This window comes from Streptomyces sp. NPDC055103, from assembly GCF_053607625.1.
Genome location: NZ_JBSGTX010000005.1, coordinates 107,852 through 122,805 on the forward strand (window position 1 = coordinate 107,852; position 14,954 = coordinate 122,805).

Annotated in this window: 10 protein-coding genes and 1 pseudogene; 4 read left to right on the forward strand and 7 right to left on the reverse strand. The window is 73.4% G+C overall.

The window, feature by feature from the left end; genetic code table 11:
* Positions 1 to 201: 201 nt before the first annotated feature.
* Positions 202 to 1,002, reverse strand: coding sequence for an inositol monophosphatase family protein (locus ACWFR1_RS05480; protein WP_453546892.1), 801 nt, complete (start codon positions 1,000 to 1,002; stop codon positions 202 to 204).
* 64 nt (positions 1,003 to 1,066) lie between these two features.
* Complete coding sequence (locus ACWFR1_RS05485; protein ID WP_453546747.1) at positions 1,067 to 2,194, reverse strand: ferrochelatase; 1,128 nt, start codon at positions 2,192 to 2,194, stop codon at positions 1,067 to 1,069.
* Between the two features lie 189 nt (positions 2,195 to 2,383).
* Here ACWFR1_RS05485 and ACWFR1_RS05490 point away from each other — a divergent pair, with 189 nt between their 5' ends.
* Together ACWFR1_RS05490 and ACWFR1_RS05495 are read left to right on the forward strand one after the other, a co-directional pair.
* Positions 2,384 to 3,649 carry an MFS transporter gene (locus tag ACWFR1_RS05490; RefSeq protein WP_453546749.1) on the forward strand — a complete coding sequence of 422 codons (1,266 nt, stop codon included), beginning with the start codon at positions 2,384 to 2,386 and terminating at the stop codon, positions 3,647 to 3,649.
* A complete protein-coding gene (locus ACWFR1_RS05495) occupies positions 3,588 to 4,928 on the forward strand; it encodes a D-arabinono-1,4-lactone oxidase (RefSeq protein ID WP_453546751.1) in 1,341 nt (446 codons plus the stop codon). Before ACWFR1_RS05490 ends, ACWFR1_RS05495 begins: the two co-directional genes overlap by 62 nt.
* An 18-nt stretch (positions 4,929 to 4,946) precedes the next feature.
* Here ACWFR1_RS05495 and ACWFR1_RS05500 read toward each other — a convergent pair whose 3' ends face one another.
* Positions 4,947 to 5,960 (reverse strand): hypothetical protein, encoded by a 1,014-nt coding sequence (locus tag ACWFR1_RS05500; protein WP_453546753.1) that lies wholly within the window; start codon positions 5,958 to 5,960, stop codon positions 4,947 to 4,949.
* Positions 5,961 to 6,410: 450 nt separating this feature from the next.
* Between ACWFR1_RS05500 and sepH the strand changes: the two genes are divergently transcribed.
* Complete coding sequence (gene sepH, locus ACWFR1_RS05505; RefSeq protein ID WP_453546755.1) at positions 6,411 to 7,475, forward strand: septation protein SepH; 1,065 nt, start codon at positions 6,411 to 6,413, stop codon at positions 7,473 to 7,475.
* A 232-nt stretch (positions 7,476 to 7,707) separates the two neighbouring features.
* Here sepH and ACWFR1_RS05510 read toward each other — a convergent pair whose 3' ends face one another.
* Positions 7,708 to 8,535, reverse strand: coding sequence for a sulfurtransferase (locus ACWFR1_RS05510; RefSeq protein WP_453546757.1), 828 nt, complete (start codon positions 8,533 to 8,535; stop codon positions 7,708 to 7,710).
* Positions 8,536 to 8,745: 210 nt separating this feature from the next.
* Here ACWFR1_RS05510 and ACWFR1_RS05515 point away from each other — a divergent pair, with 210 nt between their 5' ends.
* Positions 8,746 to 9,519: a VOC family protein gene (locus ACWFR1_RS05515; protein ID WP_453546759.1), complete on the forward strand. Its 774-nt coding sequence runs from the start codon at positions 8,746 to 8,748 to the stop codon at positions 9,517 to 9,519.
* Positions 9,520 to 9,526: 7 nt separating this feature from the next.
* On the opposite strand, the gene ACWFR1_RS05520 is transcribed toward ACWFR1_RS05515, so the two are convergent.
* The 3 genes and pseudogenes from ACWFR1_RS05520 to ACWFR1_RS05530 form a co-directional block, all read right to left on the reverse strand.
* Positions 9,527 to 10,906: a polysialyltransferase family glycosyltransferase gene (locus tag ACWFR1_RS05520; protein ID WP_453546893.1), complete on the reverse strand. Its 1,380-nt coding sequence runs from the start codon at positions 10,904 to 10,906 to the stop codon at positions 9,527 to 9,529.
* 672 nt (positions 10,907 to 11,578) lie between these two features.
* Positions 11,579 to 11,953, reverse strand: a pseudogene (locus ACWFR1_RS05525) (glycosyltransferase family 2 protein); the annotation flags it as partial.
* Positions 11,954 to 12,066: 113 nt separating this feature from the next.
* Complete coding sequence (locus ACWFR1_RS05530; RefSeq protein ID WP_453546761.1) at positions 12,067 to 14,949, reverse strand: YfhO family protein; 2,883 nt, start codon at positions 14,947 to 14,949, stop codon at positions 12,067 to 12,069.
* Positions 14,950 to 14,954: the final 5 nt, after the last annotated feature.

Consider the following 14,954-nt stretch of genomic DNA (forward strand, 5'->3'; position numbering starts at 1 on the left):
GTCGGACCGGGAGACCGGGAATCCTCTAGGACGTGTTTCGAAAGTCCCGTCTGCCGGGCGACGCCTGGCACGCACGCTCGCCGCGTTGTCGGGATCATCCCGACACACCAGTATCGGGACGACCCTCCGCCTTACGATCGCACGCACCAGACGCCGCCCGGCCTGCCCTTCGGGCAGACGACGCTACTTTCGAAACACGCCCTAGTCGTGCCACGCTCCGAGCTTCTCCAGGAGCTCCTGGAGGGGCGCGAAGAGGCCCGGGGAGGCCGCCAGGGTCAGCTCGCCCGACTCCGGCTCCCCCGGTCGGCCGCCCGTCAGGGCGCCCGCCTCGCGGGCGATGAGCGCCCCCGCGGCGAGGTCCCAGGGGTTGAGGCCGCGCTCGTAGTACGCGTCGAGGCGGCCGGCCGCGACGTCGCAGAGGTCGATGGCGGCCGAGCCGCCGCGGCGGATGTCGCGGACGCGCGGGATCACGTGCTGGGCGATGTCGGCCTGCCGGGCGCGACGGGACTGGACGTATCCGAAGCCCGTGCCCACCAGGGCCTGGTCGAGCTCGGGCGAGGGGCGGGCGGCGAGGCGCCGCTCCCCCTCGTACGCGCCGCCGCCGAGGACCGCCCGGTACGTCTCGCCGCGCATCGGCGCCGCGACCACGCCGACCACGGTCTCGCCGTCCCGCTCGGCGGCGATCGAGACCGCCCAGGTGGGCAGGCCGTAGAGGTAGTTCACCGTGCCGTCGAGCGGGTCGATCACCCAGCGGATCCCGCTCGTCCCGGGGCTCGACGCGCCCTCCTCGCCGAGGAAGCCGTCCTGCGGCCGGTGCTCGGAGAGGAAGCCGGTGATCAGCTGCTCGGCGGCGATGTCCATCTCGGTGACCACGTCGATAGGGCTCGACTTGGTCTTCGCCACGGCCAGGTCGTCCGGGCGGCCGTCGCGCAGCAGCGCTCCGGCCCGTCGTGCGGCCTCCAGGCCGAGGCCGAGCAGTTCGGCGAGCAGCGGGTCGCTCACGTCGGTCACGTCACGTACGTCGTTCACGTCGGTCACACCGTTCAGGTCGGTCACGGGAGGCTCCTTACGCGTACGGGCTGTCGGCGCCGGCGGCCGCCGGCCGCTCCGCCCTGGCCGGGCAGCAGCCGATCGGGCACAGGTCGTGGGAGGCCCCGAGCGCGCCCAGGGCGCACCGCTCCACCCGGGTTCCCCGCTCGCCCGCCGCCCGCTCCAGGACGAGGTCGCGGACGGCCGCGGCGAAGCGCGGGTCGGCCCCGACGGTCGCCGAGCGCCGGACGGGCAGGCCGAGCTCGGCCGCCTTGGCCGTGGCCTCCGTGTCGAGGTCGTAGAGGACCTCCATGTGGTCGGAGACGAAGCCGATGGGGACCATGACGGCCGCGGGCGCCCCGGCGCCGTGCAGCTCCTCCAGGTGGTCGCAGATGTCGGGCTCCAGCCACGGGATGTGCGGGGCGCCGCTGCGGGACTGGTAGACGAGCTTCCAGGGGTGGACGACGCCGGTCGCCTCGCGGACCGCCTCGACGATCACCCGTGCCACGTCGAGGTGCTGGCGCACGTAGGCGCCGCCCTCGCCGTGCTCGGTGACCGCGCCGGAGGTGTCGGCGGCCGATTCGGGGATGGAGTGGGTGGTGAAGGCGAGGTGTGCCCCGTCGCGCACGGAGGGGTCGAGCTCGGCGAGGGAGGCGAGGACGCCCTCGACCATGGGCTCGACGAAGCCGGGGTGGTTGAAGTAGTGCCGGAGCTTGTCGACGCGGGGCAGCGGGAGTCCCTCCGCCTCCAGGGCGGAGAGCGCGTCGGCGAGGTTCTCGCGGTACTGGCGGCAGCCGGAGTAGGAGGCGTACGCGCTGGTGGTGAGGACGGCGATGTGGCGCCGGCCGTCGGTGATCATCTCGCGGAGGGTGTCGGTGAGGTACGGCGCCCAGTTCCGGTTTCCCCAGTAGACCGGGAGGCCGAGGCCGGCCTCCGCGAAGTCCGTCCGCAGCGCGTGGAGCAGCGCGCGGTTCTGGTCGTTGATCGGGCTGACGCCGCCGAAGAGGAAGTAGTGCTGCCCCACTTCCCTGAGCCGTTCCTTCGGAATGCCGCGGCCGCGCGTCACGTTCTCCAGGAACGGGACCACGTCGTCCGGGCCCTCGGGGCCGCCGAACGAGAGCAGCAGCAGGGCGTCGTACGGGGCGGGATCGTGCTGATCGGACATGGCACCGATCCTCCCACCCACCTCGGACGGCGAAGGGTGCGGCCCGACCGACGGAGTACGTCCGTGGGTGCTTGTCCGAAAAAAGGGGGATGACCGATCGACTTCAACACCGTAGGCTTTAGCTATTAATTACACGTGTTGAGTCGTCGCGCGGAGCCCGCTCCGGAGCACGGAAGTCCGGAGAGCCCCTTGCCCAGCCCCTATCGCGCGATCTTCGCAGCGCCCGGCACGACGTCGTTCTCCGTCGCCGGCTTCTTCGGCCGTATGCCGTTGTCCATGATGGGCATCGGCGTCGTCACCATGATCTCGCAGGTCACCGGCCGGTACGGCCTCGCCGGCGCGCTCTCGGCGGCGCTCGCGATGTCCGCCGCCGTCCTCGGCCCCCTGGTCTCGCGCCTGGTCGACCGCCACGGGCAGCGCAAGGTGCTCCGCCCGGTCACGCTCGTCTCGCTCGCCGGCGCCGCCGGACTGCTGCTCTGTGTGCAGCAGGAGGCTCCGGACTGGACGCTGTTCGTCTTCACCGCCGTGATCGGCTGCGTGCCGAGCCTCGGGGCGATGACCCGGTCCCGGTGGGCGGAGATCTACCGGGGCGACGAGCGGCGCCTGCACACCGCGTACTCGTGGGAGTCGATCGTCGACGAGGTGTGCTTCATCTTCGGCCCGATCATCTCCATCGGTCTGTCGACGACGTGGTTCCCCGAAGCCGGCCCGCTGTTCGCCGGGGTGTTCCTGGCCGTCGGCGTCTTCTGGCTGACCTCTCAGCGCGCGACGGAGCCCGTGCCGCACCCCCGCGAGGTCGGCGAGAAGAGCGTCTCGGCGCTCCGCTCCCCCGGCCTCCAGGTCCTGGCACTCGCCTTCGTCGCCACCGGCGCCATCTTCGGCTCGGTCGACGTGGTGACCGTGGCCTTCGCCGAGGAGCAGGGGCACAAGGCGGCCGCGAGCCTCGTCCTCGCCGTCTACGCGCTGGGCTCCTGTCTCGCCGGCGCCGTCTTCGGTCTTCTGCACCTCAAGGGCGAGCCGTCCCGCCGCTGGCTCCTGGGCATCTGCGCGATGGCCGTGAGTATGATCCCCCTCCTACTGGCCGGGAACCTGCCGTTGCTGGCCGTGGCGCTCTTTGTCGCGGGCCTGTCCATCGCACCGACGATGGTGACCACCATGGCCCTCGTCGAAGCGCACGTACCGCGCACCAAGCTGACCGAGGGCATGACCTGGACGGGTACCGGGCTCGCGATCGGCGTGGCGCTCGGCTCCTCGGCCGCCGGCTGGGTGGTCGACGCGTCCGGGGCGGAGGCGGGGTACGTGGTGCCCGTCGTCTCGGGAGCGCTCGCGGTCGCGGTGGGTCTCCTCGGGCACCGCCGGCTGCGCACGCCGGCGCAGGACCGGGAGGGGAAGCGTGAGCGGGACGACAACGGCGGGGTCGGGGAGCACCAGGACGGCGAGCAGCCCGTGGCGTAACTGGGCGGGGAACGTCACCTCCCGTCCGGTACGGGAGGTGAGCCCGGCCTCGGCCGAGGAGCTCGCCGAGGTGGTGCGCCGGGCGGCCGAGGACGGGCTGCGGGTGAAGACCGTCGGCACCGGCCACTCCTTCACCTCGATCGCGGCCACCGACGGCGTACTGATCCGGCCGGGGCTGCTGACCGGGATCCGGCGCGTCGACCGCGAGGCGATGACCGTCACGGTGGAGTCGGGCACTCCGCTCAAGCGGCTCAACGTGGCACTGGCCCGGGAAGGCCTGTCGCTCACGAACATGGGCGACATCATGGAGCAGACCGTCGCCGGGGCCACCTCCACGGGCACGCACGGCACGGGCCGCGACTCCGCCTCGATAGCGGCGCAGATCCGCGAGCTGGAACTGGTCACGGCCGACGGACAGCTGCTGACCTGCTCGGAGAAGGAGCATCCCGAGGTCTTCGCGGCCGCCCGGATCGGGCTCGGCGCCCTCGGCGTGGTCACGGCGATCACCTTCGCGGTGGAGCCGGTCTTCCTGCTCTCCGCCCGCGAGGAGCCGATGACCTTCGACCGGGTCACCTCGGAGTTCGACGCGCTGCACGCGGAGAACGAGCACTTCGAGTTCTACTGGTTCCCCCACACGGACAACTGCAACACCAAGCGCAACAACCGCAGCGCGGGCCCCGCCGCCCCTCCCGGGAAGATCGGCGGCTGGATCGAGGACGAGTTCCTCTCCAACGGGATCTTCCAACTCGCCTGCTCGCTGGGCCGCGCGGTCCCGCCGGTGATCCCCTCGATCGCCAAGGTCTCCAGCCGGGCCCTGTCGGCCCGTACGTACACCGACATCCCGTACAAGGTCTTCACCTCGCCGCGGCGGGTGCGCTTCCTGGAGATGGAGTACGCGCTGCCGCGCGAGGCCGCCGTCGCCGCGCTGCGCGAACTGAAGGCGATGATCGAGCGCTCGCCGCTCAAGGTGAGCTTCCCGGTGGAGGTGCGTACCGCCCCGGCGGACGACATCGCGCTGTCCACGGCCTCCGGGCGGGAGACGGCCTACATCGCCGTGCACCTCTACAAGGGAACGCCCCACCGCGCGTACTTCACCGCGGTGGAGCGCATCATGACGGCCCATGGGGGGCGCCCCCACTGGGGCAAGGTCCACACCCGGGACGCCGCCTACTTCTCCGAGGCCTACCCGCGCTTCGCCGAGTTCACGGCGCTGCGCGACCGGCTGGACCCGGACCGGCTCTTCGGCAACGACTATCTGCGCCGGGTCCTGGGCGACTGACGGTCGCTCACCCGCCGGTCACTCGGCGCCGCCCGTGGCGGGCGCCGACGGGGCACCCGGATCGGCGGCGCCGGTGGTCGGGGCTCCGGTCGACGGTGCCGGATCGGTGGGCTCCGTCGGTGTCGTCGGCTCCGTGGACCCGGTCGGATCGGTCGTGGGGCCGGTCGGCGTCGGAGGGGGCGTCGCCCCGCCGTCGGTGGAGCCCGTGGACGTCGACTCCGGGTCGGGGGTCGCGGCGCCGGTCCCGCCGGTGCCCGGGTCGCCCGGGTCCGGTGTGGCGCCCGTCGCGGGGGCGCCGTCGCCGTCCTCCAGCTGCCCGGTGTCGCCGGCGGAGCCGGACGGCGTCGGCGCGGGGCTCTCGTCCCGGTCGGGCGCGTCCTGCCCGGAGTTCCCGCCGCCGCGGACGACGGAGCCGAAGGTGGTGGTCCCCTGGGTGCCGCTGAAGTCCTGACCGGAGACCAGCTCGTAGGCGGTGATGCCGCCCATGGTGACACCGAAGACGAGGGCCGCGGCGATCGCCGGGCGCTTCCAGCCGCGGACGCGGGTGCCGTGCGTGGTCGCCGCGCCGAACTCCTCGTCCACCGGCTCGGCGTACGGGTCGGTGGACGCGCCGGGGCGCGGGAGCGCGCCGAGCATCAGGGTGTGCCGGTCCCCTCCCGCCTCGGGTCGCGCGGCCGGGAACGGCACCTGCCGCTTGGGTTTCGCGGCGGTGGTCACGTCGCGCACCTGCTCGCCGGTGCGCTTGAAGAGGTGCTGGAAGAGCGGTCCGCCGCAGGTGGCGATGACGCTGATCACACCGGCGCCGAGGATCGTGCCGTACACACCGAGGGTGGAGGCGAGCTTGGCGGCGATGACCGCGGCCAGGGCGCTGCCCGAGACCTGAGCCACGCTCAGGTCGATCCTCCGCCTGCCGCGATCCTTCTCCCCGGCCGTCTCACCCGCCGTCTCCCCGGTCGGGTTCGCCCCCTGCCCCACCTCCGTCTTCTCCGGATTCTCCGGCTCGTCCGTGTCGGTCTCCGGCCTGTGACGCATCTCCGACCCCTGATGGCTGATCCGTTCGCCTTGCACCCAGAAGGGACAAATGGGCGAAGGGAATAGTTCCGCTTCTGTCGGTTCTGTGAAGAGCGACACGTACGGGGGAAGATCACGGAGACTCAACTCCCGTACCGCCCGAGAAGTTGGGCGGCGCGCCGGTCCACCCAAGTGGCCCGAATGGAGTACATTGACGAACCCTGGGTCCGGACGCCTTCACGGGTGCCCGGGATCGGGGAGGGGGCCGAACGCGGCACTCGAACCGGCGGCGCCGCAGGCCGCACGGAGACCCGCTGCACAGCGTGACCGTCAGTCACTCTGAGTGGCGATCGGGTAACCGTGCCATAACGGCGTCCCAGGGTCCATGCCCGACACGCCGGGCAACTCGGCAAGGTAGTGGCAGGCTGCACCCGGGCAGGCCACACTCGACTAGCGGAAGCAGCGACGCACGTGACGTCGGCAGGCACCACCCGGGAGGTCCCCATGCCCGAACTGCGTGTCGTGGCCGTCTCCAACGACGGCACACGACTGGTGCTGAAGGCTGCTGACAGCACGGAGTACACACTTCCGATCGACGAGCGGCTCCGCGCCGCAGTGCGCAACGACCGCGCGCGTCTCGGTCAGATCGAGATCGAGGTGGAGAGCCACCTCCGCCCCCGCGACATCCAGGCGCGCATACGAGCCGGTGCCTCCGCGGAGGAGGTCGCCCAGCTCGCCGGCATCCCCGTCGACCGCGTACGCCGCTTCGAGGGCCCCGTCCTCGCGGAGCGCGCGTTCATGGCGGAGCGGGCCCGCAAGACCCCGGTCCGCAGGCCCGGGGAGAACAGCGGCCCGCAGCTCGGCGAGGCGGTCCAGGAGCGGCTGCTCCTGCGCGGCGCCGACAAGGACGCCGTGCAGTGGGACTCGTGGCGGCGCGACGACGGCACCTGGGAGGTGCTGCTCGTCTACCGCGTCGCGGGCGAGGTCCACACGGCCAGCTGGACGTACGACCCGCCCCGGCGGCTCGTCCAGGCCGTGGACGACGAGGCGCGGGCCCTGATCGGCGAGACGGACGACACGATCGCCGCCGCTCCGGAGCCGAGCTTCCCCTTCGTGCCGCGCATCGCCCGGCTGCCCCGGGACAGGCCCCTGGACCGGGCGCTCGACCGCCAGCTGGACCGGCTGGAGCGGACGTCCGCCCCGGCGCCCGAGCCGGAGGAGGAGCGGGACACGCTGACGAGCCTCCTGGAGGCCGTCCCGAGCTTCCGCGGCGACATGGTCGTGCCCGAGCCTCCGGACACGGAGCCCTCGGAGGAGCCGGAGGCGGACGAGCCGCCTGCCCCGGCCGCCTCGGCGGGCGCGGGTTCCGCGTACGCCGACGTCCTGATGCCGCGCGCCGTCTCCGGCCACCGCGACCGCCTCACCGGCACCACCGACCGCCAGGCCGAGGCCGACGGCGTCCGCCCCGGCCGCCGCGCGGCGGTGCCCAGCTGGGACGAGATCGTCTTCGGCACCCGCAGGAAGAAGCAGGAGTAACCGGCCTACGCGCCGGTACGTGAAGGGCCCGCGCCGGGCAGATCCCCGGCGCGGGCCTTTCGTGTACGAGCACGGGGGTGCAGGAGCCCGGCCTGCCGCGGGTCCGGGCCGTGGCAGGAGACCGGCGTGCACGCAGGGCCCGGCCAGCGGCAGGAAACCGGCCCCCCGCAGGGCCCGCCCGTGGCAGGAGACCGGCCCCTCCGCGGGACCCTGCCGCGCCAGGAGGCCTGGCCTACCGCGGGTCCGGGCCCGTGGCCACCGGGCGGGTCGGGTCGCCGGACCACTCCGACCACGAGCCGGCGTAGAGCGCGGCCGGGATGCCCGCGATCTCCAGGGCCAGGACCTCGTGCGCGCCGGAGACGCCGGAGCCGCAGTAGACCGCGACCGGAGTGTCCTCGGTCGCGCCCAGGGCGGTGAAACGGTCCCGCAGAGCGTCGGCGCCCAGGAACCGGCCATCCGGGTCCACGTTCTCCGTCGTCGGGGCCGAGACCGCACCCGGGATGTGCCCGCCGACCCGGTCGATCGGCTCCACGTCGCCGCGGTAGCGCTCCGCCGCCCGGGCGTCCAGGAGCAGCCCGGCCCGGGCCAGCTCGGCCGCCCCGTCCGCGTCGAGCAGTCCGAGGGCGCCCGGCTCCGGCCGGAAGTCGCCCGGCTCCGGCTCGGGGGTCTTCTCGGAGAGCTCTCCCGTCCAGGCCGCGAGGCCACCGTCCAGGACCCGCACGTCCGGGTGGCCCGTCCAGCGGAGCAGCCACCAGGCGCGGGCGGCGCCCCAGCCGAGACCGCCGTCGTAGACGACGACGGGCCGGTCCGCCGAGACACCCGCCCGGCGCATCGCGGCCCCGAAGGCCGCCACGTCGGGGAGCGGGTGCCGCCCGCCCTTGCCTGCCGGTCCGGCCAGTTCCGCGTCCAGGTCGACGTAGACCGCGCCGGGAAGATGGCCGGCCTCGTACGCGGGCCGTCCGGGCGGTCCTGCGAGCGTCCAACGGACGTCCAGGAGCACCGGCGGCCGCTCCCCGGCCGACTCGCTCAGAAGTTCGCTTGCGGAGATGATGGGCTTCATGGGTGCCATCCTCGCGCAGCCGGCACGGCCGCGGGAGGACCATCCTCGCGTCCTCCCGCGACAACGCGCCCCCGAAAAGCGGTGCGGCCGGGACGCGCCGCCCGCCCGTCGGTGCGACCATCGGCCATGGGGTCGGTCCGGCGGTCAGGGTCGGACAGGGCCCTGAGGCACGCGGCACGGCCACGACGATGGTCCGAGGAGAGAGTGACGATGACCGAGGCGACTCGGCGGACACCAGGCACGCCCTGCTGGGTGAGCCTGATGGTGCACGGGCTTGACGCGACACGGGAGTTCTACCACGCGCTCTTCGGCTGGGAGTTCGTGCCCGGCCCGCAGCACCTCGGCCCGTACGTCCGGGCGCTGCTCGACGGCAAGGAGGTGGCGGGCATCGGCCAGCTGCCGCCCGACCGGCATCTGCCCATCGCCTGGACCACCTACCTGGCCACCGACGACGCCGACGAGACCGCCGAGACGATCCGCGGCTGCGGCGGCACGGTCGCGGTCGGCCCGCTGGACGCGGGCGAGGCCGGCCGACTGGCGATCTGCTCCGACCCGGTGGGCGCGGTCTTCGGCGTCTGGCAGGCGGAGGCGCACCACGGCACGGCGACCGCCGGCCCGCCGGGGACCCCGGTGTGGAACGAGCTCCTCACGTACGAGACGTCCTCGGTCGGCAAGTTCTACCGGTCGGTCTTCGGCTACGAGGTGGAGCCCTTCGTCTCCGCCGACTTCGACTTCGCCACGCTCCACCTGGACGGCCGCCCGGTGGCCTCCCTGCACGGCGTCGGGAACGCGCTGCCGAGGGACCGGGGCGCGCACTGGATGACGTACTTCGAGGTCGAGGACACGGACGTGTCCGCCCGGCTCGTCGTGGAGCTCGGCGGTCATGTGCTGAGGCCGCCGAGGGAGGGCACGGCGGGGCGGCACACGCTGGTGACGGACCTGGAGGGCGCGGTGTTCACGCTCGTCAGGTCCGCCAAGCGCTGACCGCGGTTCAGGACCTTCTGGCCCGGGCGAGACCGCGGCGGAAGCGGGACGTTCCGGTGTCGGCCTGCTCCGGGACAGCGGCGTCCGCCCCGCCCGGCAGGCCGAGCTGGGCCAGCCGCTCGGCGGTGAAGTGGTGCGCGATGCCGGGCTCCGCGTGGTGCTCGGCCAGGAATCGGGTGGCCTCCTCCCGGAGCCCCGGGTGGCTCTTGTGCCGCATGCAGTAGCCGACGGCCCGTACCAGGGGCGCGAGGGAGTCCGGGGCCGCTCCGGGGACCGCGGGCGCCTCGCCCCCCTCCAGGTCCGCGACCAGGTGGTCGACGACGGTGAGCGGGATCCGGTTGCTGTTCTCGAAGGGTGTGAGCCGTTCGAGAACCTCGGCCGTGCCGACGCGGGCGATCGGGATGCCGTAGTAGACGGCGGCGGTCAGCATCGCCGTGGAGAAGCAGCCGACGACGAGTCGCGGCCGGCACCGCTCGTAGAAGGTCTCGGCGAGCAGCGGCCCGTCGAGGACCGTCAGCCGTACGCCGAGCTCCGCCGCCTCCTCGTGGAGGGCCTGGGAGTAGCGGACGGGTGCGGTCGGGTGCGGCTTGAAGACCACCGAACCGTGTCCGGCGGCGGCTGCTCCCCGCAGCATCCGCACGTGCAGCTCCTCTTCCTCCTCTGCGGTGAGGAGGTTGAGGGCGGCAAGGTACTGGCCGAGCAGGAGGGCCGTCGGCCCGGCGGCGACGGCGAGCGCGATCGGCGAACCCGGGTCCGCGCCGGCGCGGGAGGCCTCGGCGATCTCGGCGAGCACCGCCCGGAAGGCGCTGTCGGGGACGAGCTCGGGCTCGACCCCGTACTCGCTCAGGAGCAGGGGCCGCAGCCCGGGCACCAGGTCGAGGTGGAGGACCCGGCGGACGCGGATGGCGATCGACTGGGCGAGGTCGGTACGCGTCGGGCCGTAGCTCATGAGGCCGTCCGCGTAGACCTCGACCGAGCTCTCGGGGAAGGCGGCGGCGAGTGCCTTGGCGGGGTTGACCTGGATCGATTCGACGATCAGCTCGACGCGGGCGGTGCCGAGGTCCCAGGCGCTCCGCAGCACGCGCTGCCACAGCGGGGCCTCCTCGGGCCGGGGTGCCCAGGCGGCGGGGTGGTACGGGTGGATCGTCTCGTTCCAGTCGAGCGTGCCGTCGAAGCGGGCGGCGATCCGCTCGTAGCCGGTCATCGTCTCCAGGCGCAGCGCGGTCTCCGGGATCTCCGCGTTGTGCGAGATCAGCAGGAGGCGGCGGGCCTCCTCGCGGGGGCCGAACTGTCCGGCGTCCAGCGCGGCAGCCAGGGTGGCCGCGCCGTAGAGGGTGGACACCTGGAAGATCTGCACCCGGCGGGCGTCGGGAGCCGTGGTGGGCATGGCGTCGGGAGCCACCGTGGGCGTCGCGTCGGGGGCCATGGCCGGGTTGGCGTCGGGAGCCATGGGCCAGACGGTCCTTCCGGGTTCGCGCAGGCTCCGGAGGAGGGTGCTGCGAGGGATGTCCATGGTGGTCAGGGTCTCGTCGAGGACGTGCTGCGGCATGCGGCGCAGGGCGTCGCCGACGTCGGTGCGCAGCCGTGCGGCGACCTCGGGCTCGTACGTGCCGACCTTGCCCATGTGGAAGGCGATCATCGCGCAGTAGGTGCGGACCGCCTTCGGCAGGAATCGGTCCGCTTCGGCGTCCTGGGAGACGTCGTCGAGCAGGAGATCGTACGAGGGAATGAAGTCCAGCTGCCGGTTGTCGGTGATCTGGGTGAGCGACGTGGTGACGCCCCGTCGGTAGAAGACACCGTGCAGGGAAAGCGCCGCGAAGGTCCGCGCCTTGAGGTGGAGACGCCAGATCCAGAGGCGGTCCTCCGCCGTTCGGAGAGAGGTCTCGAAACGCGAGGCGCCGTTCTCGAAGAGCCGGCCGCTGTAAATACCGAAGGGGACGAAGGGATAATCGACCATCGTCACCATACTGGCGGGCGAGATGCCGTCCCTGGGGTCCATCACCGCGTCGCGGATCTTGGCGGGGGCGTAACGGATCTGCCGCTTCCGGCCCTCGGACAGGACGTGGTCGGTACGGGCGAAATCGCAGTCCAGACGGGAGATTCCGGCCACGGCGGCGCTCAGGTGGCCGGGCGCGTACCAGTCGTCGCCGTCCAGGAAGGTGAGGTAGTCGCCCCGCGCCGCGTCGATTCCGGTGTTGCGCGCCTGGGCGACGCCGAGATTCGTCTCGTGCCGGATGACGGTGGCGTTCGGAAGTCGGTCACGCCAGCGGTCGAGGATTTCCGGGGTGTCGTCCGTCGAACAGTCGTCGATCAGCAGGAACTCGAATTCCGGGTTCGCGTTGTTCGCGAGACTGCGCAGGGTGTCGGGAGCATACGGCCCGACATTGTGGAACGGGACGACGACGGACAGTTTTGGCACTCGGAATCCCCACACTGAATCGAACGATCAAACGCCGGTACGGCGGGCACGTTAGCCGTCCACTTTTCCGGCCCGACGAGCCACGGGTGCACTCCGGGTGAACTCTTGTCGTCCCTGATGGAAACCCGTCAGGGACGCGACCCGCCTGACGGGCGGCGGTCACGCCACCGCTGGTGGCCGAGCGCCTGGCGGTGCCGGAGTGACCGGCGGTGGAGGAGCGCGGTCGCGGCCAGGGCGAGGAGCGCGGCGGCTCCGGCGGCGCCGCCGAGCCGGAGCCCCGGCGGCCGGAAGGAGCAGCTGACCGTGGTCGCCCGCCCGTCGAGGGGGACGGCGACGAGCCCCTGGTACGCGCGGGCGGGCGCGGCCTCCGCGTCGCCCGCGGCGCAGCGCCAGCCGGAGATGCGGGGCACGGCGAGCACGGCGACGCCCGTGCTGCCCGGGGGCAGTTCGGCCGTGACGCTGTGGCCGCCGGCGCTCACCCGGGTGGCTCCGGTGGCGGTGAGCTGTCGTACGGCGGAGTCGAGCCGCGCGCGGTCGAGGCAGGCGACCGGCCGGCGGGGCAGCCGGATCCCGGCCTTGGGCAGCAGGTCGATCCGCACCTCGCCGGAGGCGGGCACGGTCCCGAGGGCCCGCATGGGGGCGCGTACGGCGGGGGGCTTGCCCTCGAAGGTGACGGGACGCTCCCCAGCTCCTGTTCCTGTTCCCGTTCCCGTTCCCGTTCCCGTTCCCGTTCCCGTTCCCGTTCCCGTTCCCGTTCCCGTTCCCGTTCCCGTTCCCGTTCCCGACAGCGTCGCCGAACCCTTGTACTCGGGGGCCCAGAACCAGACTTCGGAACCCGCCGTGCAGCGGGCGGTCAGCGTGCGTCCCGTGCGGCGCGTGTCCCGCGGCAGCTCATACACCGAGGAGCCGAGCAGGAGCTCCTGGCGGACGAAGGCGGAGTCCTCCGGGCGCGGGGCGCGTGCCTCGCGCGGACGGACGGTCACCAACGGCGGCACGGGCGTCGTCGTGACGGTGACCGTGGCGCGGGGCCGGGCGTCCTGCCGTACCGGCTCCGTGGGCTCCGAGCGCATCCGGGTGCCGATGGAGAAGAGCGCGTCGGTCACGGGGTTGTCGAGGGTGACCGGGTGCCGGCCCTTGGCGTAGTAGCCGAAGCCCAGGGCGGCGAGGGTGGAGGAGGTCACGTCGGAGGTGAGGCTGCTGTAGTAGTCGGCGCCCTGGCCTCCGACGAGCAGGACGTCGTTGCCGCCGGGCACCTCGCCCGGGTCCGTACGGGAGCGGGGCCAGGCGTCCGCGCGCGCGACCTCGCGGGCGGCGGCTGCGTGCCAGGGGCCGGTACGGGGCGACCAGGCGACCTCGCTCCGCTGCTGCTCCTCGATCCGCTTCCCGGTGACGACCGTCTCGCCGGCCTGGGCGACGACGAGGAGGACCACGGCGAGGGCGGGCAGGAGGGGCAGGAAGCGGGCGGCGTTCCCAGCGGCGCGGGCGGTGTTCCGGCCGACGCCGGCCACGTTCCGGCCGATCTGAGCGGGGTCTCCGCCGACCTGAGCGGGGTCGCCGCCGACCTGCGCGGCCTCGCCGCCGACCTGCGCGGCCTCCCCGGCGGCGTTCCGCCGGACGCCTGCCCGGGCGAGGAGGGCGGCGGCGAGCGCCGTCGCCGCGGCGGCGAGGAAGGCGGGAAAGGTCCAGTCGTCGATGTCGGCGCTCCCCCGGGCCGCCCAGGCCAGGAGTCCGAGCAGGGCGCCGCCCGCGAGGAGCGCGGCCGGCCGGGGTACGCCCTGGGCGACCGAGAACCAGGCGGCGACGAGCAACAGCCCGCTCAGGACGAAGGCCTGACGGTACGGAGCACCGTTGGGGGAGGCTCCCGCGTGCCAGAGCAGATGGGTGGGCTCCCACTGGAGGGAGAGCGTCACCAGGACGATCGCCGCCGTCCACCCGGCCCGGACGCGCGGGGCGACGGCCCCGTTGAAGGGCAGCGTCAGGGCGAGCGCGAGGGCGGGCGTACCGATGAAGAGGGCGGGGCTGGCCAGGCTCGCGGTGGCGGGCAGGAACCGGGCGAGGAGGTCCGTCCAGGCGGCGGGCGCGAAGGTGGTCACGGGGGTCGGGTCGGCGACCTTGGTGCCGAGGAAGACGACCACGACGAGCGGTGCGGCCAGCCCGACGCCGATGAGCACGCTCCGCGCGGCGCGGAACGCCCCGGCGATCCGCTGCCGGGCGGCCGCGTGCTCGTCCGCGGTGAGGAGCCTGACGCCGAGGAAGACGGCCGCGCCGAGGGTGGCCATGTACGCGGTGTAGAAGTTGGCGATCCAGGCCAGGGCGACGACCAGGGGGCCGAGGACGGGGCGGCGGCCGGTGCGCGCCCACTCGCCGACCAGGCAGAGCAACGGGAAGGCGACGAGCCCGTCGAGCCACATCGGGACGGTGGCGCCGAGGTTGAGGGTCCAGCCGGAGAGTGCGTACGCGGTGCCGAGGACGGCGGCGACGGGCCAGGGGCCGGGGCGCAGCCGCAGGAGCAGGAGCGCCGCGGCGGCTCCCGCGGCGCTGATCTTGACCGCGGTGGCGACGTAGAGGGCGAGCTCGATCCGGTCCGCCGGGAAGAGGACGACGAGCAGATCGAACGGGCTGCTCAGATAGGTCCCGATGTCGCCGAGGAAGTTGGAGCCGAAGCCGGAGTTCCAGTTGAGGAAGGCGTCGCCGTGCGTCTCACCGAGGAGGAGGGCGCGCCAGTAGGCGTGGAACGGCAGGTACTGCTGGCCGAGATCGACGATGTTCCTGGTCACCGGCCCGAAGGGGTACGTGCGGGACAGCGCGGTCGCGAGGCAGAGCAGCGCGGCGGTGAACAGGGACGCGGCGAGCGGGGCGGCGGCGGCCGGGGCGAACGGGCGACGCGGCGACCGGAGCGGTGACCTGAGCGCCGACCGGAGTACCGATCGGAGGCGAGGGGGACGCCGGGACCCGCCGCTCCCCTCCTCGCCGTCGACCTCGTCGAGCACGGCGTCGGCGGCGGGGGGCACACGTC